Source organism: Pantoea sp. DY-5 (assembly GCF_019795955.1).
In the GTDB taxonomy this organism is placed as follows: domain Bacteria; phylum Pseudomonadota; class Gammaproteobacteria; order Enterobacterales; family Enterobacteriaceae; genus Pantoea; species Pantoea leporis.
Genome location: NZ_JAIMIE010000009.1, coordinates 26,077 through 52,147, shown reverse-complemented (window position 1 = coordinate 52,147; position 26,071 = coordinate 26,077). Strand labels below are relative to the sequence as shown.

General features: G+C 57.1%; 26 protein-coding genes. 7 read left to right on the top strand and 19 right to left on the bottom strand.

The window, feature by feature from the left end; all coding sequences use genetic code 11:
• Window positions 1-3: 3 nt before the first annotated feature.
• The 7 genes from K5Y30_RS22545 to K5Y30_RS22515 form a co-directional block, all read right to left on the bottom strand.
• Window positions 4-786 (bottom strand): HpcH/HpaI aldolase/citrate lyase family protein, encoded by a 783-nt coding sequence (locus K5Y30_RS22545; RefSeq protein WP_222213441.1) that lies wholly within the window; start codon window positions 784-786, stop codon window positions 4-6.
• A complete protein-coding gene (locus K5Y30_RS22540; RefSeq protein WP_222213440.1) occupies window positions 768-1,484 on the bottom strand; it encodes an alpha/beta fold hydrolase in 717 nt (238 codons plus the stop codon). Before K5Y30_RS22540 ends, K5Y30_RS22545 begins: the two co-directional genes overlap by 19 nt.
• Window positions 1,485-1,486: 2 nt before the next feature.
• The gene (locus K5Y30_RS22535) at window positions 1,487-2,668 is read right to left on the bottom strand and encodes an MFS transporter (RefSeq protein ID WP_158238591.1); all 1,182 of its coding nucleotides are present in this window, start codon (window positions 2,666-2,668) and stop codon (window positions 1,487-1,489) included.
• Between the two features lie 10 nt (window positions 2,669-2,678).
• Entirely contained in the window at window positions 2,679-3,440 is a 762-nt protein-coding gene (locus K5Y30_RS22530) for an SDR family NAD(P)-dependent oxidoreductase (RefSeq protein WP_222213438.1), read from the bottom strand.
• A 10-nt stretch (window positions 3,441-3,450) separates the two neighbouring features.
• Window positions 3,451-4,770 carry a histidinol dehydrogenase gene (hisD, locus tag K5Y30_RS22525; RefSeq protein ID WP_137386759.1) on the bottom strand — a complete coding sequence of 440 codons (1,320 nt, stop codon included), beginning with the start codon at window positions 4,768-4,770 and terminating at the stop codon, window positions 3,451-3,453.
• A gap of 170 nt (window positions 4,771-4,940) precedes the next feature.
• Complete coding sequence (locus K5Y30_RS22520) at window positions 4,941-6,242, bottom strand: amidase (protein WP_222213436.1); 1,302 nt, start codon at window positions 6,240-6,242, stop codon at window positions 4,941-4,943.
• Window positions 6,239-7,474, bottom strand: a complete 1,236-nt coding sequence (locus K5Y30_RS22515; RefSeq protein WP_110868189.1) for an MFS transporter — start codon at window positions 7,472-7,474, stop codon at window positions 6,239-6,241. Before K5Y30_RS22515 ends, K5Y30_RS22520 begins: the two co-directional genes overlap by 4 nt.
• 298 nt (window positions 7,475-7,772) lie before the next feature.
• Between K5Y30_RS22515 and K5Y30_RS22510 the strand changes: the two genes are divergently transcribed.
• The 5 genes from K5Y30_RS22510 (at window position 7,773) to K5Y30_RS22490 (ending at window position 13,232) form a co-directional block, all read left to right on the top strand.
• On the top strand, window positions 7,773-8,840 hold the full coding sequence (locus K5Y30_RS22510) for a LacI family DNA-binding transcriptional regulator (protein WP_101760652.1): 1,068 nt from the start codon (window positions 7,773-7,775) through the stop codon (window positions 8,838-8,840).
• Window positions 8,840-9,808 (top strand): nuclear transport factor 2 family protein, encoded by a 969-nt coding sequence (locus K5Y30_RS22505; protein ID WP_110868187.1) that lies wholly within the window; start codon window positions 8,840-8,842, stop codon window positions 9,806-9,808. Before K5Y30_RS22510 ends, K5Y30_RS22505 begins: the two co-directional genes overlap by 1 nt.
• A gap of 152 nt (window positions 9,809-9,960) precedes the next feature.
• Window positions 9,961-11,115, top strand: a complete 1,155-nt coding sequence (locus K5Y30_RS22500; protein ID WP_061720303.1) for an ester cyclase — start codon at window positions 9,961-9,963, stop codon at window positions 11,113-11,115.
• Window positions 11,112-12,410, top strand: coding sequence for a histidinol dehydrogenase (gene hisD / locus K5Y30_RS22495; protein WP_222213434.1), 1,299 nt, complete (start codon window positions 11,112-11,114; stop codon window positions 12,408-12,410). The genes K5Y30_RS22500 and hisD (K5Y30_RS22495) overlap by 4 nt, the downstream gene beginning before the upstream one ends.
• Window positions 12,411-12,473: 63 nt before the next feature.
• A complete protein-coding gene (locus K5Y30_RS22490) occupies window positions 12,474-13,232 on the top strand; it encodes a CDP-diacylglycerol diphosphatase (protein ID WP_222213432.1) in 759 nt (252 codons plus the stop codon).
• A gap of 83 nt (window positions 13,233-13,315) precedes the next feature.
• Here the strand turns inward: K5Y30_RS22490 and tpiA are convergent, their stop codons facing one another.
• The 4 genes from tpiA to K5Y30_RS22470 all read right to left on the bottom strand — a co-directional run bounded on the left by tpiA (window position 13,316) and on the right by K5Y30_RS22470 (window position 15,957).
• Window positions 13,316-14,083 (bottom strand): triose-phosphate isomerase, encoded by a 768-nt coding sequence (gene tpiA, locus K5Y30_RS22485; RefSeq protein ID WP_008109693.1) that lies wholly within the window; start codon window positions 14,081-14,083, stop codon window positions 13,316-13,318.
• 120 nt (window positions 14,084-14,203) lie between these two features.
• Window positions 14,204-14,794 (bottom strand): YiiQ family protein, encoded by a 591-nt coding sequence (locus K5Y30_RS22480; RefSeq protein ID WP_101760647.1) that lies wholly within the window; start codon window positions 14,792-14,794, stop codon window positions 14,204-14,206.
• 106 nt (window positions 14,795-14,900) lie between these two features.
• On the bottom strand, window positions 14,901-15,647 hold the full coding sequence (fpr, locus tag K5Y30_RS22475) for a ferredoxin--NADP(+) reductase (protein ID WP_101760646.1): 747 nt from the start codon (window positions 15,645-15,647) through the stop codon (window positions 14,901-14,903).
• Window positions 15,640-15,957 carry a hypothetical protein gene (locus tag K5Y30_RS22470; RefSeq protein WP_222213430.1) on the bottom strand — a complete coding sequence of 106 codons (318 nt, stop codon included), beginning with the start codon at window positions 15,955-15,957 and terminating at the stop codon, window positions 15,640-15,642. Before K5Y30_RS22470 ends, fpr begins: the two co-directional genes overlap by 8 nt.
• Between K5Y30_RS22470 and emrD the strand changes: the two genes are divergently transcribed.
• Window positions 15,937-17,133, top strand: a complete 1,197-nt coding sequence (emrD, locus tag K5Y30_RS22465; RefSeq protein ID WP_255606755.1) for a multidrug efflux MFS transporter EmrD — start codon at window positions 15,937-15,939, stop codon at window positions 17,131-17,133. The genes K5Y30_RS22470 and emrD overlap by 21 nt on opposite strands.
• Here the strand turns inward: emrD and glpX are convergent.
• From glpX to K5Y30_RS22450, 3 genes are all read right to left on the bottom strand, one after another.
• On the bottom strand, window positions 17,123-18,133 hold the full coding sequence (gene glpX, locus K5Y30_RS22460) for a class II fructose-bisphosphatase (protein ID WP_222213428.1): 1,011 nt from the start codon (window positions 18,131-18,133) through the stop codon (window positions 17,123-17,125). The genes emrD and glpX overlap by 11 nt on opposite strands.
• A 96-nt stretch (window positions 18,134-18,229) precedes the next feature.
• Window positions 18,230-19,738 (bottom strand): glycerol kinase GlpK, encoded by a 1,509-nt coding sequence (glpK, locus tag K5Y30_RS22455; RefSeq protein ID WP_110868179.1) that lies wholly within the window; start codon window positions 19,736-19,738, stop codon window positions 18,230-18,232.
• Between the two features lie 30 nt (window positions 19,739-19,768).
• On the bottom strand, window positions 19,769-20,617 hold the full coding sequence (locus K5Y30_RS22450) for an MIP/aquaporin family protein (RefSeq protein WP_222213426.1): 849 nt from the start codon (window positions 20,615-20,617) through the stop codon (window positions 19,769-19,771).
• Between the two features lie 420 nt (window positions 20,618-21,037).
• Here K5Y30_RS22450 and zapB point away from each other — a divergent pair, with 420 nt between their 5' ends.
• Window positions 21,038-21,277: a cell division protein ZapB gene (gene zapB / locus K5Y30_RS22445; RefSeq protein WP_007885384.1), complete on the top strand. Its 240-nt coding sequence runs from the start codon at window positions 21,038-21,040 to the stop codon at window positions 21,275-21,277.
• A gap of 50 nt (window positions 21,278-21,327) precedes the next feature.
• Here zapB and rraA read toward each other — a convergent pair whose 3' ends face one another.
• The 5 genes from rraA to cytR all read right to left on the bottom strand — a co-directional run bounded on the left by rraA (window position 21,328) and on the right by cytR (window position 26,033).
• Window positions 21,328-21,813: a ribonuclease E activity regulator RraA gene (gene rraA, locus K5Y30_RS22440; RefSeq protein ID WP_061720294.1), complete on the bottom strand. Its 486-nt coding sequence runs from the start codon at window positions 21,811-21,813 to the stop codon at window positions 21,328-21,330.
• 153 nt (window positions 21,814-21,966) lie between these two features.
• On the bottom strand, window positions 21,967-23,304 hold the full coding sequence (gene hslU, locus K5Y30_RS22435; protein WP_007885388.1) for an HslU--HslV peptidase ATPase subunit: 1,338 nt from the start codon (window positions 23,302-23,304) through the stop codon (window positions 21,967-21,969).
• Window positions 23,305-23,309: 5 nt separating this feature from the next.
• Window positions 23,310-23,846, bottom strand: coding sequence for an ATP-dependent protease subunit HslV (gene hslV, locus K5Y30_RS22430; protein WP_101760642.1), 537 nt, complete (start codon window positions 23,844-23,846; stop codon window positions 23,310-23,312).
• 89 nt (window positions 23,847-23,935) lie between these two features.
• Window positions 23,936-24,844 (bottom strand): cell division protein FtsN, encoded by a 909-nt coding sequence (gene ftsN / locus K5Y30_RS22425; protein WP_222186072.1) that lies wholly within the window; start codon window positions 24,842-24,844, stop codon window positions 23,936-23,938.
• A gap of 151 nt (window positions 24,845-24,995) precedes the next feature.
• The gene (gene cytR / locus K5Y30_RS22420) at window positions 24,996-26,033 is read right to left on the bottom strand and encodes a DNA-binding transcriptional regulator CytR (protein ID WP_061720292.1); all 1,038 of its coding nucleotides are present in this window, start codon (window positions 26,031-26,033) and stop codon (window positions 24,996-24,998) included.
• Between the last annotated feature and the right edge of the window lie 38 nt (window positions 26,034-26,071).

Below are 26,071 nucleotides of genomic sequence, written 5' to 3'. Positions count from 1 at the left end.
TCCTCAATAACCCGAACCAGAACGAACAGGCAACGCCTCACCGCGCGCGGTGGCGACAGCGTGGCGTGCGGCATGCGTTAGCTGCATCACATCATTGGCGGGGGTCACCAACTGAAAGCCCTGTGCGATGCGCTGTGCGGCGGCTTCTCCGCTGGTACAAAAAATACCGGCCAGTTTGTGGCCGGCGCGGGTGCGGCTCAGCACCCGTTCAATGGCATTTAACATCTCAGGATGCTGCGATTCGGCGCTGGCCTGGCCGGTGAGCGTAAGGGACAGATCGTTGGGGCCGATAAACACGCCGTCCAATCCCTCGACGTCGAGAATGGCATCAAGATTGGCCAACCCCGCGCGTGTTTCAATCATCGCCAGCGTCAGAATTTGCTGGTTAGCATGCTGCGGATAATCTTTGCCGCCATACAGCAGCGCACGCGCTGGACCAAACGAGCGCGAACCTTGCGGCGCATAGCGGCAGGCATCGACAAACTGCTGCGCTTCGGCGGCATCGTTGATCATCGGGCAGATAATGCCGTAGGCGCCGGCGTCCAGCATGCGCATAATCTGCGCCGGCTCGTTGTGCGAGACGCGCACCAGCGGCGTCGCGGGTGTGGAGGATAGCGCCTGCAACATGCTGAGCGCGGCGGCGAAATCGATCAGGCCATGTTGCAGGTCAACGGTGACGGCATCAAAGCCCTGATGTCCGGCAATCTCGGCGCTGTAGCTGCTGGGGATCGCCAGCCAGCCGTTAATAATCGATTCACGGCGTTGTTTTAAAGGGTTGATACGCATAATTCACTCCTCTTAATCCAGGTTTGCAGCGCGCGGGCACAGGCTTGCGGCTGCTCCAGCAGCAGAAAGTGTCCGCACTGCTCAAGCGTGATGTGGCGTGCGGCGGGAGCCGCTTTGACAAGCAGGTGATGGTGTTCGGGGGTGCAGATGGTGTCGCTGTCGCCGTTGAGGATCAACAGCGGTGCCTGCAGCGCCGGTAAGGTATGCCGTAAATCGCGACGTTGTAGGGCGATGGCGGTCTGTTGACGAAAGCGCTCAACGCTGCTGCGTTCTGCCATCGTCACCAGCGCGCCAAGCAGCTCGCGATCCGCCAGCCGTGATGCATGCACATAGCGCGGCCAGAGTTGCTCAATCACCGATCGCATACCGTTTTTCGCAGCCCGATCAAGCAAGGCAATACGTCCCGCAGCGTTGACCGGCGCATCCGCCAACGGATTCACCGCCAGCAGCGCGAGGCCCGCGATGCGTTGCGCGGCTTGCGCCTGCATCTCCAGCGCCACCAGCGCACCCAGCGAGAATCCCACCAGTAAAAAGCGCGCCGGCAAGTCAGTCAGCAGTTGCGCCGCGAGCTGTTCGGCGCTGTCAGCACCGCTCATCTCGGGAATGATCATCGGCTGCTGCGGTAGATGGCGGCAAAGCGGTTGCCACAACGCGCCGTCGCACAAGGTACCGCCCAGTAACACCAAAGGCAGTGACATGATTAGCCCTCCGCCACAGGACGGGCATTCACCATCCGCATCACATGGCGCACCAGCAGCAGCGACAGCAATGAAATAATGCCAATCACCATAAAGCCCTGCTGCATCGCGAAGTAATATTTGATGTAGCCGACCAGCACCGGGCCAAAGAAAATCCCGGCGGAGTAGATGCTTTGATATAGCCCAACGCGAGTGGATTGCTGCCAGGCGGGCGTGCGGGTGACGATCAGCGAATTCAGCACGGTGGAGATCATGCCGAAGGCACAGCCCGCCAGCGCCTGCAAGCCATACAGCAGCCAGATATTGGGCGCGTAAGGCATGGCTATCGCTACGGCCCCTTGCAGCACGCCGCCGATAATTGCCGTGTTGCGTAAGCCCAGCAGGCGATAGAAGAAGGGCGCGCACAGCGCGGTGGCCAGCGCATAGAAGAACAGATGGATGCCGCTTAGCGTCGCCAGCGAAGCGGCCGCCATGCCAAAGCCTTCTGCCAGTAGCGGCGTCAGCGTGTCGCGCGTGGCAAATGGCACCATCATCACCAGTGCACAGAGTCCGCCGAGATACCACACCGAAGGATCACGCAGCTGAGTGCGAACCGCAGAGAGACGTTGCGCCGTGGGCATCGCTTCCGGGCGTTTTTCACGGATAAAGAATGTCAGCAAAAAAGCCAGCAGCGCGGCAGCGGACGCCACCAAAAAGCTCGATTCGGCACCGAAATGACGGGCAATAAATCCCGCCACCGAAATCCCGATAAAAGTGCCTACCGGCGAGGTGACGCTCAGCATGGCGATCGCGGCGGCGGCTTCCAGCGGCGGGAAGTAAGCCACGAACATCACGTTATACACCACCCACGTCGCGCTGGTGACGCCATCGGCGAGCTTGGCGATAAACAGTGTTTCCGGTGTCGGCCAAAGGTAAACCACCGGCCAGGCGATCAGCGTAAACAACAAGCCAATCTGGATTATGCGTTTGCGGCGGCGAAAGCGGTCCGACAGAATGCCGGTCGGAAAACGCAACAGCATCGAGGCCAATCCGGTCGCGCCGATGATGATTCCCATCACGCGCGCCTCGACATTCAGCGACATGATGTAGGGGGCGAGAAACGGATCAAAGGCGTGAATGCTGATAAAAAACAGCAAGCTAATAATGAAAAACAGCAGCACATCACGACGCAATAACGCTTTCATAATGAGTTCCTCAATAAGCCGTCCAGCCGCCATCCACCTTCAGCGCGCTGCCGGTGATCAACGCTGCGGCCGGTGATGCCAGAAACACCACCGGCCCCATCACATCTTCCAGCGTGCCAATACGACCAATCTGAATGCGGCGCAGCGTCTGCTGGCGAAACGCTTCATCCGCCAGCGAGGCCTGCGACAGTTCGGTTTCGATAAAGGTGGGGCACAAGGTGTTGATGCGAATGCCATCGCGTCCCAACTCCAGCGCCATGGCACGCGTCAGCCCTTCCAGCGCCGCTTTTGATGCGCAGTAGACGCTGCGCTGCGGGCCGCCGACGTGCGCCATCTGCGAAGAGAGATGGATAATGCTGCCGCCGTGCCCGGCGGCCTGCATACCGGCTGCGACCTGCTGCGACAGGAAAAACGTGGCGCGCAGGTTGACGTCCATCACCGCATCAAAGTTGGCTTCGCTGACCTCGCTAAACGGCTGATGGCGCGCCAGCCCGGCGCTGTTGACCAGCACATGAAAGCTCGGCAAATCGTGTAGTGTCTGGCGCACCGCGTGCGTGTTGCAGACGTCGAGCGGCAGCGGATGCAATGTCAGGCCGGCGCTCGCCGCCTGCTGCACGGCGTGCGCCAGGCGATCGGCGTCGCGCGCGGCAATCCACACCTGCGCTCCGGCGTCGGCCAGCGCGATAGCGGCGGCAAAACCGATACCGCGCGAGCCGCCGGTCACCAGCGCGCGCTGTCCATCCAGGCGAAATAAAGGGGTAGTCGGAACCATGCGCGCCTCCTTATTTCACCGTAACCGGCGCGGGTGCGGCGTAGGCCACTTCCTGCTGGCCGTAGCGGCGCACGCGGATGTTGGCTTGTTCGGCATGACCGGCAAAGCCCTCCAGCAGCGCCAGGCGCGAGCAGTAAGCGCCGATTTCTGCCGAAGCCGCATCGCTGGTGACGCGCTGCCAGGTGCAGGTTTTCATAAATTTGCCCACCCACAAGCCGCCGGTATAACGCGATGCACCCAGCGTGGGCAGCGTATGGTTGGTGCCGATCACCTTGTCGCCATAAGCCACATTGGTACGCGGCCCGAGAAACAGCGCGCCGTAATTGCGCATGTTCTGGTGATACCAGTCATCGCGATCGGTCATCACCTGCACGTGTTCAGAAGCGATGCGGTTGGCTTCTGCCAGCATCTCATCGTGATCGGCACAGAGAATGATTTCGCCATAATCGTGCCAGGCTTGTTGCGCCACATCGGCGGTAGGCAGTTGCAGCAACAGCTGGTGGATATAGCGCTCGGTCTCCTGCGCCAGCTGGCGCGAGCAGGTCAGCAGAATCGCGGGTGAGGTGGGGCCATGTTCCGCCTGGCCGAGCAGATCGGTTGCGCAGAGTTCACCGTCAACGCTGTCATCGGCGATCACCAGCGTTTCGGTCGGGCCAGCGAACAGGTCGATGCCAACGCGGCCAAATAGCTGGCGTTTGGCTTCGGCCACCCACGCGTTGCCCGGCCCGACTAACATATCGACCGGCGCAATCCGCTCAGTACCAATCGCCATGGCGCCCACCGCCTGAATGCCGCCGAGCGCATAGATCTCGTCGGCGCCGGCCATCGACTGCGCCGCAACAATGGCTGCAGCCGGTTTACCGTGAAACGGCGGGGCGCAGCTCACGATGCGATCGCAGCCTGCGACTTTGGCGGTAATGATCGACATATGCGCCGAAGCCAGCAGCGGGTATTTACCGCCCGGCACGTAACAGCCGACATTGCTGATGGGAATGTTGCGATGGCCAAGTATCACGCCCGGACGCGTTTCAATCGCCAAATCGGTCAGGCAATTTTTTTGCGCCTGAGCGAAGTTATGCACCTGCTCCTGAGCGAATTCGATGTCGCGAATATCTTGTTTGGTCAGCTGTTGCAGGCAGGCATTAATCTCCTGCGGCGTTAAGCGGAAATCATCGCGGGCAAAGCCATCGAACTTAATCGAGAGTTCGCGCACCGCGTCATCGCCGCGCGCTCCAATTTGCGCCAGCACTGCTTCCACATCGCTGCGAACGCGCTGTTGCTGCTGTTGGCGTTCTGCTTTCGCTGCCGCCTGTTTTAACCAGATTGCCATGCTCTTTTCCTCATCATTGATTGCTGTTAATCAGGTTTGCATACGTATGCAAAAAGCGTAAAGAGGCTGAAATGGAAAAAAATGAAAAGTGAGAATGTGCGCAGTTTTTTCAAATTGCAGGCAGCAGAAAGCCCCGCAGAACGGGGATTAACATGATGAATTTTCTGGTTTTACAGTCGCTCTATCGCCAAAGCGAGCGCCAGCAATGCTTCTTCATCAGGCGCTGGATAGAGCAGTTCCAGCCCCAGCGGCAAACCGTTAGCCAGTTGACCAAACGGCAACGTTACGGCGGGAAAGCCGCTGATGGCCGCCAGCTCCGGCGCCCAGCCCGGCGGCATCTTCTCCAGTGAAATCGGAGTGCGCTGGCTGGTGGGATAAATCAGCGCCTCCAGCCGCTGATCCTGCATCTGCTGTTGCAGTTGCTGACGCAAATGGCGTTGAAAACGGCGTTGCTCGCGCCATGCGGCACACACCAGCGCGCTGCGCGTGAGGTGTAATTGCAGCAGTTCATCGAACTCGGCGAGATGTTCGCCTCGTGCCAGCAGATCCGAAAGCGAAGCAGGCGCATGGTCCATTTTGCTTAGCCAGCGGGACATCGCCGGATGGAATTCGCGCAGGCTGAGACAAGGTTCCTGCGCCACGCGCGATGATAGCGGTAACCGCAGCGGAATCAGTGTGGCGCCTGCCCGCCGCAGACGAGAGAAAGCCAGTGCTAATGCCTGACGTTGCGCGTCATCATCGCCTGACAGATCGTTAATCATACCCAGCCGCACACCCCGCAAGGTTCGCTGCGCTAGCGGGCGCACCGGCAGCCCATGCGTTACCTGATGCAGCAGCGCCGCATCATCCACGCACCATGTCATCGGCCCAACGGTGTCTTTGCTGAGCGAAAGCGGTGCGACGCCGCGCAGCTGGCGGCGGCGAAATGCCGGACGCAGTCCCACCAGACCGGTCCATGCCGCGGGAATGCGAATCGATCCGCCAGTATCACTGCCGAGTGCCGCATCCGCCATACCGGCCACCACCGCCGCTGCGCTGCCGCCGCTTGAGCCACCGGTGGTCAGCTGTGGATTCAGGGGATTGCGCACATCGCCGCCGAGCGAACTGCGCGAACGTACGTCAAAGGCGAACTCAGACAGATTCGCTTTGGCGAGAATCAGCGCACCCGCAGTTCTCAGGCGTGCAATCACGCGCGCATCTTCACGTGGCTGTGCTTCGGCCAGCGCCCGGCAGCCGAGCGTGGTAGCCATGCCGATGCAATCAATATTATCTTTTATCACCAGCGGAATGCCGTGCAGCACGCCAACCGGCGCGCCGCTACGCCATAAGCGATCGCAGCGCTGTGCCTCTTTCATCACCTGGGGATTAATACTGATAATCGCGTTGAGCGCGCGACCTGCGTTGATAGCGGCTAAGCGGCGTTCAACCTCTTCCGCACTGTTGCGCTGCGGTTGCAGGCGCGCGGCACTCATTTCACCGCATCCTGCGACAGCATGCCGCTCGCTTTACGTGCCGCTGGCGGCAGCTGACGCTGCTGCACCCGTTTTGCCGCTAGCGGCGTTAACACGCCAGCGATCAGACACAAGCCACCAATCACCCAATAACCCGCGTAGACATTGACGTGTTGCAACAACACGCCCATCAGCACCGGGCCGAAAAACATGCCGCAAGAATAGATGGTTTGAAACAGACCCATCCGGGTGGTTTGTTCATGCTCCGAAGTGTTAACCACGCTTAAGGACATAAACACGGCAAACGCCATGCCAAAGGAAAAACCGGCCAGACCTTGCCACAGGTAAATCAGCCACATGTTGCTGGTTAAGGGGACGAAAATTGACGAGATGATTTGTAATCCGATGCCCACCAGCGCGGTGTTAACCAAGCCCAGCCGCTGATAAAACACGGAACTGCACAATGCCACGGCCACACCATAAAACAACAAGTGGATATTACTCAGCACTGCCAGCGTGCCCGCCTTGGCACCTAACTGCTGAGCGTATATGGGCGTGAGCGTGTCGCGAGTGGCAAACGGGACCAAAATCACCACCGTCGCCAGCAGCCCAATAAACCAAATTGAGCGGTCCGCTAGCTGGCGTTTAGCGCTGTCGATACAGGCTTTGAGGTGCGGCGCTTTGTGGCTATCTTCCTCTTCACGAACGCGCAGGCTGAGAAGCAGCGCCAGGCAACCGGCAATCGCTGGCACAAAAAACGCCTGCGTACTGCCCAGCCATAGGGCAACGGCACCGCAAATGGCATTGCTAATAAATACGCCAATCGGCCCGGCCAATGCCAACAGCGCCACTGCAGCCGGCGCGTCATCACGAGGAAAATAGCGGATGAAAATGATGTTGTAGAGCACCCAACTCGCGGCAGCGATGCCGCAGGCCAGCTTGGCCAGCCAGAATGTCAGCGCAGCGGGGAACATCCACGCCAGCGGCCAGGCAATCACCGGCAGCAGCAGGGCGAACTGCATAAACACTTTGCGATTTTTCATCACGTCAGAGATGACGCTGAGCGGAAAACGGATACACAGCGACGCCAAACCAGAGGCGCCCATGATCATGCCGATGGTTTGCGGTTCAATGCCTAATCTCACCATGTAAGGCGCCATGAAGGCATCGAAGCCGTGAATGCAGATAAAAAACAGCACGCTCATGGTGAAAAACGTCAACAGCTCGGGACGGCTAAACAGTGCTCGAAACATGTTAAACCTCTTATCAACACAGATAAGTGACTAAAAACGCGGGTTTCATCCTGAGTCCGGGTCGGTTATGTTGCATGCATTGAATACGTATTCAACGGCCGAAGTTACGAAATGATTTCATGTTTGTAAAGTGCGTGCTTGGCAATGTGAAAAAAAAGTTATTGAGTGTTGCATACGCATGCAAAAAAGGTGTAAGAGTAAAAAACACACACCGAAGCAGGTGAGTCCGGTTGATGAAATTGGCTACAATGCCCGGCAGTCACCCGTGCATCAGTGTGCTAAACAGGAAGATAACGCCATGAAACGTAAGACCTTCGGTCCAGTGACCTCACAACAAGTTGCGCAGCACGCCGGCGTTTCACAGTCTGCGGTATCGCGTACCTTCACGCCGGGCGCCAGTATTTCACCGGCCACGCGTGAAAAGGTGCTGCAGTCTGCCCGTGAGTTGGGTTATCGACCCAACGCGTTGGCGCGATCGCTGAACACCGCACGTTCGCGCATCGTTGGTGTGGTGATCTCCTGTTTCGATAATCCGTTTTATCCCCATGTGCTGGAAGCGTTGGGGCGTGAACTGGATGCGCTTAACTACCATCTGCTGCTGTTCGTCAGCGATCGGGATAGCAATGTTGACCGCATTTTCGATCAGATCATGCAGTACCGCGTGGATGGCATTGTGCTGGCATCCGGCGCGTTATCCGATGCCTTATCCGAAGAGTGCCACGGCGCGGGCATTCCGGTGGTGCTGTTCAACCGCACCGCCGAAAGCGAAATGGCGTCAAGCGTGAATACCGATAACCGTGCCGCCGCACGTCAGATCGCCGAATTTCTGCTGGCAGGCGAACATCAACGCTTTGCCTGCATTACCGGCGCGGACAACGCTTCGGTAAATCAGCTACGGCTGGACGGTTTTCGCGAGGCATTGCGCGCGCGCAACATCGACGTCACGGTGTTAGCGGGTCAAAACGACAGCGAGCAAACCGCACAGGCGGCGCGTCAATTGTTCAGCAGCGGCACGCCGCCCGATGCGGTGTTTGCCGTCAACGATCATATGGCGCTGACGGTTATGGATGTGGCGCGTTACGAGTTTGGTCTGCGCATTCCGCAGGATGTGTCGGTGGTGGGTTATGACGATGTTGGTCCAGCGGGCTGGCCTTCGTATGCGCTGACGTCTATCTGTCAGCCGGTTGAAGTGATGGTGCAACGCACCATTGGCCTGCTAATGCAGCAAATCGACAGCGCGGTGATGGCACCCGAGCAAATTGTTATTCCCGGCACGTTGGTAGTACGCCACTCCGCGCGGCGTCCGCGTCACGGCGTGGTAGAAGAGAACGGCCAGCTGCTATTTCGTTCAGAGGAGGTTGAGTAATGCGATTGCCGGGTTTCAGTCCCCAGTTTGATTCTATTCAGCAGTTTATTCTGACGTTAACCCACGTGGTATGGGAGCAGAAGGATATCGGGCAGCTGGCTGATTTCTACGCCACGCCGGTGGTATTTCACACGCCGGAAAAGCGCCTGACCGAACTCAGCGATTTCATGCGTTTGACGCTGGAAGCGTTACATTGCTTCCCGCAGCGTCAGGTGCTGACCGAAGATATTCTCACCGCGCGTGAAGGCGATACCTGTTGGTACGCCTCGCAGCGCACGCAGGCACGTATTCAGCATCTGGGCGAAGGCTTCTTTGGCGCGCCGAGTGGCAAAACGGTTTGGGTACGTACTTTCGCCGATCGTATTTGTCGTGATGGGCTGGTGGAGCAAGAGTGGCTGCTGCAGGATCGCGCGGGCATTCTTGCGCAGATTGGTACCAACGTGGCGGAGTTTGCCCAGCATCTAACGCAGATGCGCCAGCAGCAAGGGCTGGAGATGCCCGCGCCCGAAGAGCTGGAAGCGCGTTGGGCTGGCGGCCCGGATGGCGATGATGCCGAAGGAACCATCGCGGGTTTGATTGAGCGCTATCTCAGCATGTGGGCCGGCGGCAACAGCGGTGTGGTGCCAGGTGTTTATCATCCCGCCGCCACCTTGCACGGACCGGGCCACAGCAGCTTTACCGGCGAGCAGGAGATTGGCAGCTTCCTTTCCGGCTATCGCGCCTCATTCGCTGACAGCGAAACGCAGCTGCATCATTTGGTGGTGCGCCGCGATGCCAACGAACCGGTGCGCATCAGCCTGCGCTGGTCACTGTTGAGCTGGCATGACGGCTACGGAAAATTTGGTCCGCCGTCGCGCAAGCCAGTGTGTATTTCCGGTATTTCTCATTTGGAATTACGTGATGGCGTCATCATGCGGGAATATTTAGGTATCGATGAACTCTCAATCTGGTTACAGCTACTCAGCTGATTAATCAGCACTTTTAAATAACGCATCACGTCACGGTAATTAATCCCTTAATTACCGACGGCGTTCTGCACCCTGAATTCAGCCGGGTGAATCGGCAGCGCTTGATTGCGAGGACCGCGCTCACCCTTAATTCGTCAAAAGCAGGAGTGTTTATGTCTACAACGGACACGGCTAATAAAGCCACCGCCAGTGAAAAGAGCGCAGAAAAAACCTCAGCACGCACCCAAGCCGAACCGGTTTTGCAGGTTGAGCGACGGGATTTTGTCGATCTGGTTCCAGAAAACCGTGCGCGGGTGCAGCCAATGCGCGGTTTTGATCCCTGCTATACCGATATCGTTGATTACATTGTGCGTTGTACCCACAAGATCTGGGATGAGCGCGATGTCGGGCTGATCTACAGCCATTACACCCATAACTGCGTGTTATATAACGCATTGGGCACCATTTATACCCGTGAACAAGTGGTGCTCGATACCTTGCAACGTTTGGTCGCCTTCCCGGAACGTCGCGGCATGGCAACGCAGGTGATCTGGAACGGCAACGACGTTGACGGTTTTTACACCTCGCATCTGGTTACCGGTAGCGGCCGCCACACGCAGCCAAGCCAGTACGGTAAACCCACCAACCGCACCTTCACCACGCGCACCGTGGCGGACTGCATGATTCTGGAAAACAAGATTTACCGCGAATGGGTGGTGAGCGACAACATGTCGCTGATGCGTCAATTGGGGCTGGATACCGACCAGATCGCGTACAACATGGCGAAAGAGCAGTTTGATAAGGGTTTCCGACTGACGGAGATTGGCGAAAACCGTCGTCTGCTCGGCCAGTATCCGCCGGAAAGCGATCCGGATTACACGCTGGCGCACAGTGATACCGAGGCGCAGGTGCTGGGCTGGCTGCACGAGATTTACAACAAACGCATGCTGGGCAAAGTGAAAGAGGTTTACGCTAGCAATGTGCAGTGGCACGGCCCACTGATGAAAGAGTTATATGGTCAGGCATCGGTGATTCATCAGACGCTGGCGCTGATCGGCATGATCCCAGACGGCGCATGGATGCCGCAGCATATCTGCTCCAATCCATGTGAAGAGGGCGGCACCAAAGTGGCGGTGCGCTGGGTAATGGAAGGGCATCATCTTGGCTACGGCGAGTTGGGTAAACCAACGGGACAGCGTCTGCTGGTGATGGGTATGAGCCACTATCACGTGGTGAACGGCAAAATTGTTGATGAATGGGTGGTTTACGATCACCTGGCGATGCTGGCGCAGATCAAATTGGGACAACTGGCGGAGACGGAAGCATGAGCAAACAACGCGTGCAGTTTATCAAGCAAGCCGCGGGCGAAGATGCGCAGGCGGATGCCAGCCTGATCGCCACCGTGAGCGACATTATTAGCAACGTGCGTCAGCGCGGAGACGCGGCACTGCGTGATTATTCGCAGAAATTTGATGGTGTCGCGCCGGAGCAGCTGGAAGTTTCGGCAGCAGAGATCGAGCAGGCGCTGGCGCAACTCGCCGATCAAACCCGCCAGGACAGTGAGTTTGCTATTGCGCAGGTGCGCCGCTTCGCCGAAGCGCAGCGCGCCACCTTGCAGCCGCTGGAGATTGAGACGTTGCCGGGCGTTCATCTGGGGCATCGCATCATCCCGATTGAAACCGTGGGCTGCTATGTGCCGGGCGGACGCTATCCGATCCTCTCCGCGCCGGTGATGTCTATCGTGCCAGCGGTTGTGGCGGGCTGCGATAACATCATCGCCTGTCTGCCGCCGGGCGCTCATCCGGCAATGATTGCAATTTGCCACTTGGCCGGAGCGCACCGCATTTTCAAAGTTGGTGGTGCGCAGGCCATTGCCGCGATGGCATACGGCACCGCATCGCTGCCGGCGGTGGACAAGATCGTCGGGCCGGGCAACGCTTTCGTCAATGAGGCGAAGCGTCAGGTATTTGGCAAAGTGGGTATTGATGCGTTGGCGGGGCCGAGCGAAATCTTTATCGTCGCCGATGACAGTGCTGATCCGCGCGTGCTGGCAGCGGATCTGCTGGCGCAGGCGGAGCATGACGTGCGCACGCGTGTTGGGCTGGCGACCACCAGCGAACTCGTGGCGCATGCAACATTGCGGGAAATTGAGGCGCAGCTGGCATCCTTGCCGACGGCGAAAACGGCTGGTGAGGCGTGGCAGCGTCAGGGCGAAATTGTTCTCTGTGCCGACGAGGATGCGATGGTGGCGTACACCGATGAGATCGCCACTGAGCATCTGCAAATCCATGCGCGCGATCCCCATGCGCTGGCGGCGCGCATCCGCAATTACGGATCGCTGTTTATCGGGCAAAACGCCAGCGTGGTGTTTTCTGATAAATGCTGCGGCACCAACCACACGCTGCCCACCATGGCGGCGGCACGTTACACCGGCGGATTGTGGGTCGGTGCGTATCTGAAAACCTGCACGCATCAATGGATTGACGATCAGGGCATCGCCGCCATCGCTGCTCCTGCGGTGCGCCAGAGCCGTACCGAAGGGATGCAGGCGCATCGTCGTGCAGCGCAGATTCGTTTGCAGCCAGAAAAACTCGACGCCATCCTGCGTGGCGCGGAGGATTAGTCCGTGACTTTCATCACCTGCCAGGCGAGGATGCTGGCAGGTGATGAACAGAGGAATCGGGCTATGCAGGGCAGTCGTCGTACCCTGAAGTTACTTACCGCTTTATTGGTGCTGTTGATTGTCGGACTGATCGCCGGCGCCATCCATTTCCATAAAAACTCTAACGCCTTATGGCAGATCATCAGCGAAAAGTGCGTGCCGAATATGGCGGCGACGGGCAACCCAGCGCCATGCCAGCAGGTGAATAGCGCGCAGGGTTACGTCACGCTGAAAGATCTCAACGGGCCTTTGCAGTATCTGCTGATGCCGATCGAAAAAATCACCGGCATGGAAAGTCCCATCATTCTTGAACCCGCAACGCCAAATCTGTTTGCCGAAGCCTGGCAACAGCGCGGATTACTGGCGCAAAGGCACGGCGCGCCGATTCCCGATAGCGCGCTGTCGCTGGCCATCAATGCGCAATACGGGCGTACGCAGAATCAGCTGCATATTCATATTTCCTGTCTGCGTCCGGATGTGCGCCAGCAGCTGGATGCGCTGGCACCGAGACTGAATGCGCAGTGGCAGAGTGAAACGCTGCGCAAGCATGGTTATCTGGTGCGGGCGCTTTCTAAGGAAGAACTGGCGCAAAAGAGTGCGTTTATCCTTCTGGCGGATGAAGTGCCGCATGCGCGCAGCGAGATGGGGAAATATGGCCTGGCGCTGGCACAGCTGCCGGATGGCCGTTTAGCGCTGCTGGCGCTGGAACGTAACTGGCTGAAACTGAACAGCGGCTCGGCGGAAGAGCTGCAGGATCATAACTGCAGCATATTGCCGCAATAACCCTTTTTCGTAGGGACGCAATTAATAGCGGCCAATAAAAAAGGCGGCTAATCAGCCGCCTTAATCTGCATCTAAACGCTAAGTTACGCGTTTTTCGCTGCTGCTGCCGCTTTCACGATTACCGCAAAAGCATCCGCTTTCAGTGAAGCACCGCCAACCAGCGCGCCATCGATATCTGGCTGGGTGAACAGCTCAGCGGCGTTTTTGTCGTTGACCGAACCGCCGTACTGAATGATCACTTGCTGAGCGATAGCCGCATCTTTCTTCGCGATGTGGTCACGAATGAATTTATGCACCGCCTGAGCCTGCGCTGGCGTAGCTGATTTTCCGGTACCGATAGCCCAAACCGGCTCATAAGCGATGACTGCGCCTTCGAACGCCGCGGCGCCCTGCGTTTCCAGCACAGCGTCGATCTGACGTGCGCACACTTCTTCCGTTTTGCCCGCTTCGTTTTCTGCGTCAGTTTCACCGATGCACAGAACCGGCACCAGGCCCGCTTCTTTCACTACGGCAAATTTCTTCGCGATGAACTCGTCGCTCTCTTTGTGGTAGGTGCGGCGCTCAGAGTGGCCGATGATGATGTATTTCGCGCCAACGTCTTTCAACATGTCTGCGGAAGTTTCGCCAGTGAATGCGCCAGACAGATTAACGTCAACGTTCTGAGCACCCAGAGCAATGTGGCTACCGGAAATGGCGTGTTTTGCCAGGTCCAGATAGATGGCTGGCGGTGCAATCGCGACGCCACAACCATCAACACCAGACAGCTCTTTGCGCAGGCCTTCAATCAGCTCTTTGGTGATCTGCTTGCTACCGTTCAGTTTCCAGTTACCCATAACCAGTGGATGTCGCATTCTTTCCTCCGCATAACGCGATTCATGAAATAGCGCTGCCATCGGGCAGCGATGTCTGCGAGACAGTATAGAGATCAAATGTGTTGCTGGCTTTGCTTTTCGTCATTTTTGCCGGTGCGATCAGGGCGTCGCGAGCGCCAGTTTTATCGGCTCAACGGCGAAGGTCAAACCCTTGTCGCCGTTGTCCGCCACCACGAAACGCAATGCGCCTTCGGTGCGGGCAAAATAGCGCGCACCTTTACCGGCGCTCAGCAGGGAATCGAGTTTTTTACGCCCCTCTTCGGGCGACAAGCCGGGAATGAAGAAGCGCAGCAGGGCGGTCATGTAATCCATGGCGCGAGCCTGCGCGGCTTTCATATCGGGACCGGGAACCGGCAGCCAGGTGATTTGCAGGGTTTTGATTTTTCCGGTGCCTTGCTCCAGCGCAGTTGAGGCATACAGCGTTTCGCTGATTTTGCTGGCGGCACGCGTCAGATTGCTTTTATCGCCGCGACTATCAATCGCGCGATACTCCTGCAGCAATGCATTGGGATTAGCCGCGTTGTACTTCTCACGGAACTGAGCAACGGTCATATCGAAGGTCGGCGCACCCGCGAGCAGATAGGGCGCTGCAGGCAGATGATCGCTACGATCCAACGCGGGTGCATCGTCCGCCCAGGCGGGAAATGTCAGTGCGAGGCCAAGCAGCAGCGCGACTGGCAGGTTGTTCATTGCTTCGGCCCTAAATCATTCACTTAGCCCACGATTAGAACGGTTTTTACCGGGCAAAGTCAAAACCCACACTGGGAAAAATCTCAGATTATTCGCTCCGCGCCGATTACCAGTAATGCTCGCTGGTCATGTGGCCGGGTTTGCGTTTGAAATGTTTGCGCATCTCACGCGTATCTTTGAGCAGCTGCTGGGTATCGCGCACCATCTGTGGATTGCCGCACAGCATCACATGGCTGGTTTCTGCCGTCAGCGGCAAGCCAACCGCACGCTCCAGTTCTCCGCTTTCAATCAACTGCGGTACGCGGCCGTGCAGCGAACCGGCGATCTCTTCGCGGCTCACCACCGTTTGGATGTGTAACTTGCCCTGATAGCGCTGCTGCAACGCCTGCATCAAGGGCAGGAAGCTCAGATCATTGGCGAAGCGTGCGGCGTGTACCAGCACAATATTGTCGAAACGATCCAGATCTTCGCCCTGTTGCAGGATCGATAAATAGGGGCCGATCGCCGTACCGGTCGCCAGCATCCACAGCGTTTGGCAATCTGGAATTTCGTCGAGCACAAAGAAACCCGCCGCCTCTTTAGTGATCATCACCTGCTCGCCGGGCTGCAGCGCCTGCAAACGCGGGCTCAGTTTGCCTTCCGGCACCGTGACCAGATAAAACTCCAGCAGCGGATCCTGCGGCGCGTTGACGTACGAATAGGCACGCTGCACGCGCTCACCGTCAATCTCCAGAGCCAGCTTGGCAAATTGTCCCGCGGTAAAGGTATCAATCGGCGCTGCAACGCGCAGGCTGAACAGTGCGTCGGTCCAGTTTTTTACCTCTTTCACTTCAGCATTGATCCACTCAGCCATGCTCACTCCTTAGTGTTGAATATTCAGGCACATGATTATCATCGTTATCCATCCGATAAATTTCCAGCCCTGCACCCAGTAAAGGGCTCTCAGCGACAAACGCAGCGCACAGATCAGCAACTGTAGCGGGCGGTTTACAATCTGGACTACCAACTTGACGGCTGAAGAGATACAGCTTTGCCTGCGCCTCTCGATTTGTCACTGAATCCTGATATTTTTGCCGCCATAAATCCGAGGCGGCCTGTTTTGTGCTGCTTATTCTTTGTTTCTCAGGCAGACATTTTGTTCCATGTTGATAAGTAAAACGCAAAATCGCTTTCTGTTATTCATGCTGATCGTGCTGGTGGCGGTTGGGCAGATGGCGCAAACCATCTATGTGCCAGCGATGGCCAACATGGCCGAAACGCTTAATGTGCGCAGCGGGGCGATCCAGCAGGTGATGGCCGCCTACCTGATGACCTACGGCGGATCGCAGTTGATCTACGGCCCGCTATCGGACAGTTTTGGCCGCCGTCCGGTGATCCTGATTGGCATGACGATCTTTGCGGTCGGCGCGTTGATCGCTATGTTCGCGCCCTCGCTCGAGATTCTGGTGCTGGGCAGCGCGGTACAAGGTTTAGGTACCGGCGTGGCGGGCGTGATGGCGCGCACCATGCCGCGCGATCTCTACGCTGGCATCGCGCTGCGTCAGGCGAACAGCTTGCTTAATATGGGCATTCTGGTCAGCCCGCTGCTGGCGCCGGTGATTGGCGCGCTGCTGACGCATCTGTTTGGCTGGCACGCCTGTTTCGCCTTCCTGCTGCTGCTGTGCGTCGGCGTCACCGCGTCGATGGCGCGCTGGCTGCCGGAAACGCGTCCAGCGGATACGCCCGCCACGCCGTTCCTGCGCCGTTATGCCACTTTGCTGAGCGACGGCAACTTTGTGCGGTACCTGCTGCTACTGATTGGCGCGCTGGCGGGCATCGCAGTGTTTGAAGCCAGCTGTGGCGTGCTGATGGGCGGCGTGTTGGGGCTGGATGGATTGACCGTCAGCATCCTGTTTATCCTGCCGATTCCGGCGGCGTTCTTTGGTGCCTGGTTTGCCGGACGTGAGCAGAAATCCTGGCACACGCTGATGTGGTACGGCGTGAACAGCTGCCTGTTAGCGGGCTTGCTGATGTGGGTTCCGGCCTGGTTTGGCGTGATGAACATCTGGACGTTGCTGGTGCCGGCTGCGCTGTTCTTCTTTGGCGCGGGCATGCTGTTTCCGCTGGCAACCTCGGGCGCGATGGAGCCATATGCGTGGCTGGCGGGCAGCGCGGGTGCGTTAATCGGAGGCTTGCAGAATCTCGGTTCCGGCGTGGTGGCGTGGCTTTCTGCGCTGTTGCCGCAGCACGATCAATCCAGCCTTGGCATGCTGATGTTCGTGACGTCGCTGGTGATGCTGCTGTGCTGGTGGCCGCTCTCACGCCATCCGGAGAGCGGCAAGCAGGCGATTACAGGATAAATTGATGCAGCGCCGCGTCTTTGCGATCCAGATAGTGGATTGACTGGATGCGGCGAATGGTGCGCGATTTACCGCGCACCAGCAGGGTTTCGCTGGTGGCGATGTTGCCGTTACGCGTGATGCCTTTCAACAAATCGCCGGTGGTGATGCCGGTGGCCGCGAAGATAACGTTATCGTTGCGCGCCATCTGATCCAGCTTCAGTACCTGACCCGCTTCAATGCCCATCTCGGCGCAGCGTTGCAGTTCATTCTCGCCCAGACGACGATTCTCTTCGCTATTCCCTTTCACCTGATGACGCGCCAGCAGGCGTGCCTGCATGTCGCCGTCCATCGCGCGGATCACGGCCGCCGACACCACACCTTCCGGTGCGCCGCCGATGCCGTACATCACATCCACTTCGCTATCCGGCATACAGGTCAGAATCGAGGCCGCAACATCGCCATCCGGGAAGGTGAACACGCGCACGCCGAGCTGTTGCAGCTGGGCAATCACCGCATCGTGGCGGGGCTTGGCCAGAATCGATACCGTTAGCTGGCTGAGCGGTTTGCCCAATGCCAGCGCGATGTTTTTCAGGTTGATATCAAGCGGTAGATTGAGGTCGATGGCGCCACGTGCGCCTGGTCCAACAATTAACTTTTCCATGTACATATCAGGTGCGTGCAGGAAGCTGCCCTTATCACCGACCGCCAGCACCGCCAGCGCATTGGCCTGGCCCATCGCCGTCATGCGTGTGCCTTCGATCGGATCGACCGCGATATCCACCGCGTCGCCACGGCCGGTACCGACTTTCTCACCGATATACAGCATCGGTGCTTCGTCGATTTCGCCTTCGCCAATCACAATCTGGCCGTCGATATCAATAGTGTTGAGCATAATGCGCATGGCGTGAACGGCTGCGCCGTCGGCCGCATTTTTATCGCCGCGTCCTAACCAGTGATAGCCCGCCAGAGCGGCGGCTTCAGTCACGCGGGAAAATTCAATCGCGAGTTCTCGTTTCATGGTGGCACCTGACAAAAAACAGGCAGGCAGTTTAACACAGCGGGGAAGCGGGACGGGGGAAAAACCCGCGGCAGGGCACCGCGGGTCAGCAGGATGTTACTCTTCGTCTTCCCACGCTTTGGCGCGAGCGACGGCTTTCTTCCAGCCCGCATAACGGACGTTACGTTCGGTGGTTTCGATGCTTGGGCGGAACTCACGCTCAATCACCGCTTTAGCGCGGACTTCTTCCAGGTCGCCCCAGAAACCGACGGCCAGGCCAGCCAGATACGCCGCACCCAGCGCCGTGACTTCACGAACTTCCGGACGCTCAACGCGCGTGCCGAGAATGTCAGACTGGAACTGCATCAGGAAGTTGTTGGCGACCGCACCACCATCCACGCGCAGGGACTGCAAGCGGGTACCGGCATCGTTCTGCATCGCTTCCAGTACGTCGCGTGTCTGGTACGCAATCGACTCCAGCGTGGCACGGATGATGTGGTTAGCGTTCGCACCGCGCGTCAGACCGAAAATCGCGCCGCGTGCATACGGGTCCCAATAAGGCGCGCCCAAACCGGTGAAGGCCGGCACCATATATACGCCGTTAGTGTCTTTCACTTTCAACGCGAAGTATTCAGAGTCGGTTGAATCACTGATCAGCTTCATCTCGTCGCGCAGCCACTGAATCGACGCACCACCAATAAACACCGCACCTTCCAGCGCATAGTTCACTTCGCCGCGTGGGCCGCAAGCGATGGTGGTCAGCAGGCCGTGCGTAGACGTCACGGCTTCGGTGCCGGTGTTCATCAACATAAAGCAGCCGGTGCCGTAAGTGTTTTTCGCCATACCCGGTTGTACGCACAGCTGGCCATACAGCGCCGCTTGCTGGTCACCGGCGATTCCGGCGATAGGAATACGCGTACCGCCTTTACCACCAATGTTGGTCTGGCCGTACACTTCGGAAGATCCTTTCACTTCTGGCAGCATTTCACGCGGGATATCGAGGATCTCCAGCATGCGCTCATCCCACTCCAGCTTGTGGATGTTGTACATCATGGTACGTGAGGCGTTGGTGTGATCGGTGACGTGCACACGTCCCTGCGTCATTTTCCAAATCAGCCAGGTATCAACGGTACCGAACAGCAGTTCGCCGCGTTTTGCACGCTCACGTGCGCCTTCAACGTGGTCAAGAATCCACTTCACTTTGGTGCCGGAGAAGTACGGGTTAATCACCAAACCGGTGGTGTGCTGGATGTACTCTTCCAGACCCTCTTTCTTCAGTTTGTTACAGTAATCTGCGGTGCGCGGATCCTGCCAGACGATAGCGTTGTAAACCGGTTTGCCGGTCTCTTTATCCCACACGATGGCGGTTTCACGCTGGTTGGTGATACCAATCGCCGCGATTTGATCGGAGTTAATATCGGCGTGCGCCAGCACTTCCACCAGCGTCGAGCTTTGTGACGCCCAGATATCCATTGGGTCATGTTCAACCCAACCCGCTTTCGGGTAGATCTGGGTAAATTCGCGCTGAGAAACCGCAACGATGTTGGCATCATGATCAAGCACCACGGCGCGTGAGCTGGTTGTGCCCTGATCGAGTGCAACTATATATTTTTTATCAGTAGTCATTGTGCTGTCCTGATGTGGTATCGATGAAACTTACGCTTTACGCTGCTGAGCGCGCGCAACCGGTTTTTCTGCTGTGCTGGCTTCCGCGACGTTAACTGGCAGATGGCGGCCAATCAGTGAACGGTAACCAAAGGCTCCGAGGCAAGCACCGACCAGCGGGCCAAAAATCGGAACCAGGAAGTAAGGAATATCTTTGCCACCGGTGAAGGCGACGTTGCCCCAACCAGCGAAGAAGGCGAACAGTTTTGGACCGAAGTCACGCGCCGGGTTGAGGGCGAAGCCGGTCAGTGGACCCATTGAGCCACCGATGACCGCCACCAGCAGACCAATCAACAGCGGAGCCAGCGGACCACGCGGTACACCGTTACCGTCATCGGTCAGCGCCATGATCACCGCCATCAACACCGCGGTAATCACCATCTCAACCAGGAACGCCTGAGCCACGCTGATGTGCGGGTTCGGGTAAGTCGAGAAGATACCGGCCAGGTCGAGGCTTTCAACGCTGCCGCGCACCATTTGATGGCCCGCTTCGTAATCAAAGAACAGATTGTAGTAGAGACCGTAAACCAACGCGGCAGCGCAGAACGCGCCGGCAAACTGCGCCAGAATATAGGGAACAACTTTACGACCTTCGAAATTAGCGAACAGGCACAGCGCGACGGTAACGGCTGGGTTAAGATGCGCGCCAGAAACGCCTGCGCTTAGATAGACTGCCATGGAGACGGCTAAACCCCAGATAATACAAATTTCCCACTGACCGAATGACGCACCGGCCAGTTTCAGTGCAGCAACGCAGCCTGCACCAAAGAAGATAATCAAACCTGTACCGAGAAATTCAGCGATGCACTGACCTTTTAGTGTGTTAGTTGTCTGACTCATAATGGCATTCCTGAAGCGAGGTTAAATTTTATCAGTTTTTGTTCTCATCCATGAGTCGCCCAGCTATTAATGTAGGGTTGATGTGAATTTATCGTTAACGAGCATAAACGAGAAATAGCGAAATTGAAAACTGTGTACTCCGTCATAAAAATGCGCGTTTTCGCGTCTTTTGCGTTTCTTTAAGGCCCATTCACCCCGCTTTGCTGGTCGATGCTGACGTGATCGCGCACACAGATGCGCGAAGATGCGCATTTTTTTAGGCATAGACTGAAAAGTGTTACAGACTGCCCTCGCAGGCCTTGTGCCGCTGGACTTGCTGGGTTTGGCTACATACAATCGAGTCATCGTGGCTGAGCGCACTGTAATAAGGCATGCACTAGCCCCATCAACGCCTTGCAAGATTTAGGAGAGGTCAGAAAGATGTCATTTGAAGTGTTCGAGAAACTGGAAGCGAAAGTACAGCAGGCGATTGATACCATCACTCTGCTGCAGATGGAAATTGAAGAGCTGAAAGAGCAAAACAATACGCTGAAAAACGAAGTCAGCCAGGCTTCAGGCAACCAGGATGCACTGGTGCGTGAAAATCAGCATCTGAAAGAAGAGCAGCATGTCTGGCAGGATCGTCTGCGGGCACTGCTGGGAAAAATGGAAGAAGTTTAAGCGTCGATGCTTAAACCAACGGGTGCCGCGGCACCCGTTTTTGTTGCGGCTTACTCGATGTCGAGTGCGTCTTCAGACAGGATGATGCCGGTATTGTCGGCATACAGATGGTCGCCAGAGAAGAAGGTCACGCCACCGAAGTTAACGCGCACGTCACTTTCGCCAATGCCTTCACCCGCTGCTCCCACCGGAATCGCCGCAATCGCCTGAATGCCGATTTCCAGCTCTTCGAGATCGTCAACCTGACGCACCGAGCCGTAAACCACAATGCCTTCCCACTCATTTTGCGCCGCCAGACTCGCCAGCTGAGCATCGACCAGTGCGCGACGGACCGAACCGCCGCCATCCACCAGCAATACGCGACCCCGACCGTTCTCTTCCAGCAAATCGTAGAGTAAGCCGTTATCTTCGAAACATTTCACTGTGGTGATTTGACCACCGAATGAGCTGCGCCCACCAAAGTTCGAAAAAAGCGGTTCAACAACATTCACAGCTTCGTGGTAGATGTCACAGAGTTCAGATGTATCGTATTTCATGAGGGTTTTCGTCTGTTTGCCACAGGAGCGCTAAGTATATCGCTATCTGGCGATTGTTGGCAAAATCATCAACCGCCAAAAAAAGCGTTGCATCAATATCCTGCGTAAAAAAAGCCCGGCACAGTGGCCGGGCAGAGATTTCGCGGGTGAAGCTTACAGAATGAAGCGGCTGAGATCTTCGTCGGCCACCAGTTCATCCAGATGCTTACCGACGTACTCGGCATCGATAGTGATCGACTCACCGTTACGATCGCTGGCGTCATAGGAGATATCTTCCATCAGACGCTCCAGCACGGTATGCAGACGACGCGCACCGATGTTCTCGGTGGTCTCGTTCACCTGCCATGCGGCTTCGGCGATACGCCGCACTGCGTCATCGGTGAAGTCGATGTTGACCCCTTCGGTGCCCATCAGCGCTTTGTACTGCACGGTAACCGAGGCGTTTGGCTCGGTCAGAATGCGCTCGAAGTCATTGACGGTCAGCGCCTGCAGTTCAACGCGAATCGGCAGACGGCCTTGCAGTTCTGGGATCAGATCTGACGGGCTGGCGACCTGGAACGCGCCGGAAGCGATAAACAGAATGTGGTCGGTTTTCACCATGCCGTGCTTGGTGGAAACGGTGCAACCTTCCACCAGCGGCAGCAGATCGCGCTGTACGCCTTCGCGTGACACGTCTGGACCGCCCGCATTCTGGCCGCCGCGCTTACAGATTTTGTCGATTTCGTCGATGAACACGATACCGTGCTGCTCAACCGCATCGATGGCATCCTGCTTCAGCTCTTCCGGGTTCACCAGCTTGGCCGCTTCTTCTTCAATCAGCAGCTTCATGGCTTCTTTGATTTTCAGCTTACGCGGTTTCTGCTTCTGCCCACCGAGGTTCTGGAACATCGATTGCAGCTGGCTGGTCATCTCTTCCATGCCCGGAGGCGCCATGATTTCAACGCCAGCCGAGGAAGCGGCCAGATCGATCTCAATCTCTTTGTCATCCAGCTGGCCTTCGCGCAGTTTCTTGCGGAAGGATTGACGCGCTGCCGATGGCTCCGCCGCTTGTTCAGCCTGGCCCCAATTGTTTTTCGCGGGTGGGATCAGCACATCAAGGATGCGCTCTTCCGCCATCTCTTCCGCGCGGTACTTGTTCTTCTCGATCGCCTGGCTGCGCACCATCTTGATGGCAGAATCGGTCAGATCGCGAATGATGGAATCAACCTCTTTACCGACGTAACCGACTTCGGTGAATTTGGTGGCTTCCACTTTGATGAACGGTGCGTTCGCCAGTTTGGCTAAGCGACGGGCGATTTCGGTTTTACCGACACCGGTTGGACCAATCATCAGAATGTTTTTTGGCGTCACTTCATGGCGCAGCTCTTCGTCGAGCTGCATGCGGCGCCAGCGATTACGCAGGGCGATCGCGACCGCCTTCTTTGCGCCGTCCTGGCCGATGATAAAGCGATTAAGCTCGCTGACAATCTCGCGTGGAGTCATCTCAGACATGATGTTTAGTCCTTAGCCTTAGACGGTAATGCTTCGAAGTTAATATTGTGGTTGGTGTAGATACAGATATCGCCAGCGATGTTCAGCGCTTTCTCCACGATATCGTGTGCACCAATATCGGTGTTTTCCAGCAGCGCGCGTGCCGCTGCCTGGGCGTAAGGCCCACCAGAACCAATTGCGATCAGGTCATTTTCCGGCTGGATAACGTCGCCGTTGCCGCTGATGATTAATGAGGCGTTTTCGTCGGCCACCGCCAGCAGCGCTTCAAGGCGGCGCAGCATGCGATCGGTACGCCAATCTTTAGCCAGTTCGACCGCCGCTTTCACCAGATGGCCCTGGTGCATTTCCAGCTTGCGCTCAAACAGTTCAAACAGGGTGAAGGCATCTGCGGTACCGCCAGCAAAGCCGGCGATCACTTTATCGTTGTAAAGACGACGGACTTTTTTAACGTTGCCTTTCATTACGGTATTGCCGAGCGTAGCCTGGCCATCACCGCCAATCACTACCTGGCCGTTGCGTCGTACACTTACTATTGTTGTCACGGGCAGACCCCTTGTTGCAGTAGAAAAGGAACTCCGCGCACTCAGCGCGGAGTATCATGCAACCAGATATGGGGTAGCTTTGAAGGGTTTCAACCCCCGATAGCGAGGGGAATACAACTTCCGTGGCCGGAACTGTGTAAGCGTTTGACTGTGCTGTCGGCGCTGCTGCGATCTTTGAACGGCCCGATCACCACGCGATTCCAGCCACCGCCGGTGGTAATGCGGCTCTCAAATCCTTCAAATGCCAGTCCGGCGCGTACTGATTCCGCCTGATCGGTGCCTTTGAACGAACCACACTGCACCATCCAGCGTTGTGAAGCGGCTTTCTCTTCCGCTTTCGCCTTGGCCGTTTCCTGTGGTTTGGTCTGCTGCGTTGGCTCACGCGTGATCGGCGCAGCTTGCTGTTGCTGTTGCTGACGCGCGGCCTGTTGTTGCTGCAACTGTTGCTGGCGCTGCTGCTGCTGTAACTGTTGCTGCTGACGTTGCAACTGCTGCTGTTGTTGTTGCTGAACCTGCTGTTGCTGCACCTGCTGACGCTGCAGCGTTTGCTGGCGCTGCGCCGGGGTTTGTTCGTTCCACGGCACTTCATTCAGCTGCGTCGGCTGCTGGCGCATATCGGCCTGCATCTGCTCCAGCAGCTGGCGCTGTTCATCGGTCAGCTGAGTTTGTGATTGCACGCCACCAGCCGAAGGCTCAGTCGGCGACGGAACGGTAATTTGGCGATTTTCCAGCTCTTTGATGTACTTCCAGCGCTCTTCCGGCTTCGGCGGCAGGCCGTTACCGTTGGCTTTGTGGTTTGGAATGACCTCAATCTCTTCTTTCTTATGATGCGAGATAAACCATAAACCACCGGCAAAGGTGACCAGCACGGCCGCGGCCAGTACCATCATGAGCTTTGAAGTGCCTGATCCGCCTTTGCTTTTCTTGCTGCGGCTGGCGGGTTTTTTGCGACGCGTCCCTGTTGAACGCCCGCGGCCTACATAATCTTTCTGTGCCACTTTCGTTCTGCTACCCTTCAAAAAAATGCCAATGGGCATGTAAATGTGCTGTTAATTGCCCGGCAATGAATGCGCCATGTTACGCAAGGGCTGGAACTTTGACCAGCACAGTCTGCCTTCAGAATCCGCTGAAAATGCAGGCGTCTAAGCGCTATTTTTCACGTTTTGCCGCCGGTGCCGTACTGCCGCGCACGCGCAGCTCCGCATCCAGCAGGCGCGAACCGTTATTCACGCGTTTACCCTGCAGCTCATCAAGTAACAGCAGCATCGCTTCACGACCAATGGCAAAGCGCGGCTGTGCCACGGTGGTCAGCGGCGGATCGTAGTATTGCGCCAGTTCGATATCATCAAAGCCCACCACCGACAGATCCTGCGGAATGCGCATGCCCAATTTGCGTGCCTGATTCATCGCGCCCAGCGCCATCAAATCGCTATGGCAGAAAATCGCTTTCGGCGGCTGCGGCAAACTCATCAACTGCTTAAGCGCATTCGCGCCGGCTTCAAAGGTGAAGTCGCCGTGCACAATCATCGTTGGGTCGATGGCGATGCTGCTGCGACGCAGCGCCTGAATGTAGCCCTGCAAACGATATTGGCTCAGCGGAATGTGTTCTGGCCCGGTGATGCAGGCGATTTGGCGATGGCCAAGCTGCAGCAGGTGATTCACCGCTTCAAAGGCGGCGGTCAGGTTATCGATATGCACCGTTGGTAATGCCATCTCCGGCGCAAATTCGTTGCCCATCACCATCGGCGGCAGGTTGCGCTGATCTTCAATGCCCGCCTCAAACGGCAGCTGTGAACCCAACAGCACCATGCCGTCGATCTGTCGCGTCAGCATTAAATTCAGAAAGGTTTTTTCCTGTTTATTCTGATGCGCGCAATCGCCAATCAGTACCAGATACCCCTCATGCGCAGCGGTGACTTCCACGCCGCGAATGATCTCACTGAAGAAGGGATCGCAGATGTCCGGGACAATCACCAGAATGGTTTGCGTTTCACCGCGTTTGGCATTGCGCGCCAAACCGTGCGGCGCATAACCCACGGCAATCACCGCTTTTTCGACCTTGAGCCGGGTAGCAGCAGAGACTTTTTCTGGATTCATCAACGCACGTGAAACCGTAGCGGTTGAAACGCCTGCTTTCTCGGCCACATCTTTCATGGTGGCGGCGGTGGAGGGTTGCTTCTGGTCCAACGTATAACTCCTGACGCGGTACAGCGCATTGATTTTCA

Coding starts and splice junctions, on each gene's coding strand:
- rraA (WP_061720294.1), bottom strand. CDS start 21,813: ATGAAATACGATACATCTGAACTCTGTGACATCTACCACGAAGCTGTG.
- K5Y30_RS22500 (WP_061720303.1), top strand. CDS start 9,961: ATGTCTACAACGGACACGGCTAATAAAGCCACCGCCAGTGAAAAGAGC.
- hisD (WP_222213434.1), top strand. CDS start 11,112: ATGAGCAAACAACGCGTGCAGTTTATCAAGCAAGCCGCGGGCGAAGAT.
- K5Y30_RS22490 (WP_222213432.1), top strand. CDS start 12,474: ATGCAGGGCAGTCGTCGTACCCTGAAGTTACTTACCGCTTTATTGGTG.
- K5Y30_RS22480 (WP_101760647.1), bottom strand. CDS start 14,794: ATGAACAACCTGCCAGTCGCGCTGCTGCTTGGCCTCGCACTGACATTT.
- K5Y30_RS22515 (WP_110868189.1), bottom strand. CDS start 7,474: ATGTTTCGAGCACTGTTTAGCCGTCCCGAGCTGTTGACGTTTTTCACC.
- K5Y30_RS22505 (WP_110868187.1), top strand. CDS start 8,840: ATGCGATTGCCGGGTTTCAGTCCCCAGTTTGATTCTATTCAGCAGTTT.
- hisD (WP_137386759.1), bottom strand. CDS start 4,770: ATGGCAATCTGGTTAAAACAGGCGGCAGCGAAAGCAGAACGCCAACAG.
- K5Y30_RS22510 (WP_101760652.1), top strand. CDS start 7,773: ATGAAACGTAAGACCTTCGGTCCAGTGACCTCACAACAAGTTGCGCAG.
- K5Y30_RS22450 (WP_222213426.1), bottom strand. CDS start 20,617: ATGAGTCAGACAACTAACACACTAAAAGGTCAGTGCATCGCTGAATTT.
- zapB (WP_007885384.1), top strand. CDS start 21,038: ATGTCATTTGAAGTGTTCGAGAAACTGGAAGCGAAAGTACAGCAGGCG.
- K5Y30_RS22540 (WP_222213440.1), bottom strand. CDS start 1,484: ATGTCACTGCCTTTGGTGTTACTGGGCGGTACCTTGTGCGACGGCGCG.
- K5Y30_RS22545 (WP_222213441.1), bottom strand. CDS start 786: ATGCGTATCAACCCTTTAAAACAACGCCGTGAATCGATTATTAACGGC.
- glpX (WP_222213428.1), bottom strand. CDS start 18,133: ATGAAACGAGAACTCGCGATTGAATTTTCCCGCGTGACTGAAGCCGCC.
- K5Y30_RS22535 (WP_158238591.1), bottom strand. CDS start 2,668: ATGAAAGCGTTATTGCGTCGTGATGTGCTGCTGTTTTTCATTATTAGC.
- fpr (WP_101760646.1), bottom strand. CDS start 15,647: ATGGCTGAGTGGATCAATGCTGAAGTGAAAGAGGTAAAAAACTGGACC.
- hslU (WP_007885388.1), bottom strand. CDS start 23,304: ATGTCTGAGATGACTCCACGCGAGATTGTCAGCGAGCTTAATCGCTTT.
- glpK (WP_110868179.1), bottom strand. CDS start 19,738: ATGACTACTGATAAAAAATATATAGTTGCACTCGATCAGGGCACAACC.
- K5Y30_RS22530 (WP_222213438.1), bottom strand. CDS start 3,440: ATGGTTCCGACTACCCCTTTATTTCGCCTGGATGGACAGCGCGCGCTG.
- emrD (WP_255606755.1), top strand. CDS start 15,937: ATGTTGATAAGTAAAACGCAAAATCGCTTTCTGTTATTCATGCTGATC.
- tpiA (WP_008109693.1), bottom strand. CDS start 14,083: ATGCGACATCCACTGGTTATGGGTAACTGGAAACTGAACGGTAGCAAG.
- K5Y30_RS22520 (WP_222213436.1), bottom strand. CDS start 6,242: ATGAGTGCCGCGCGCCTGCAACCGCAGCGCAACAGTGCGGAAGAGGTT.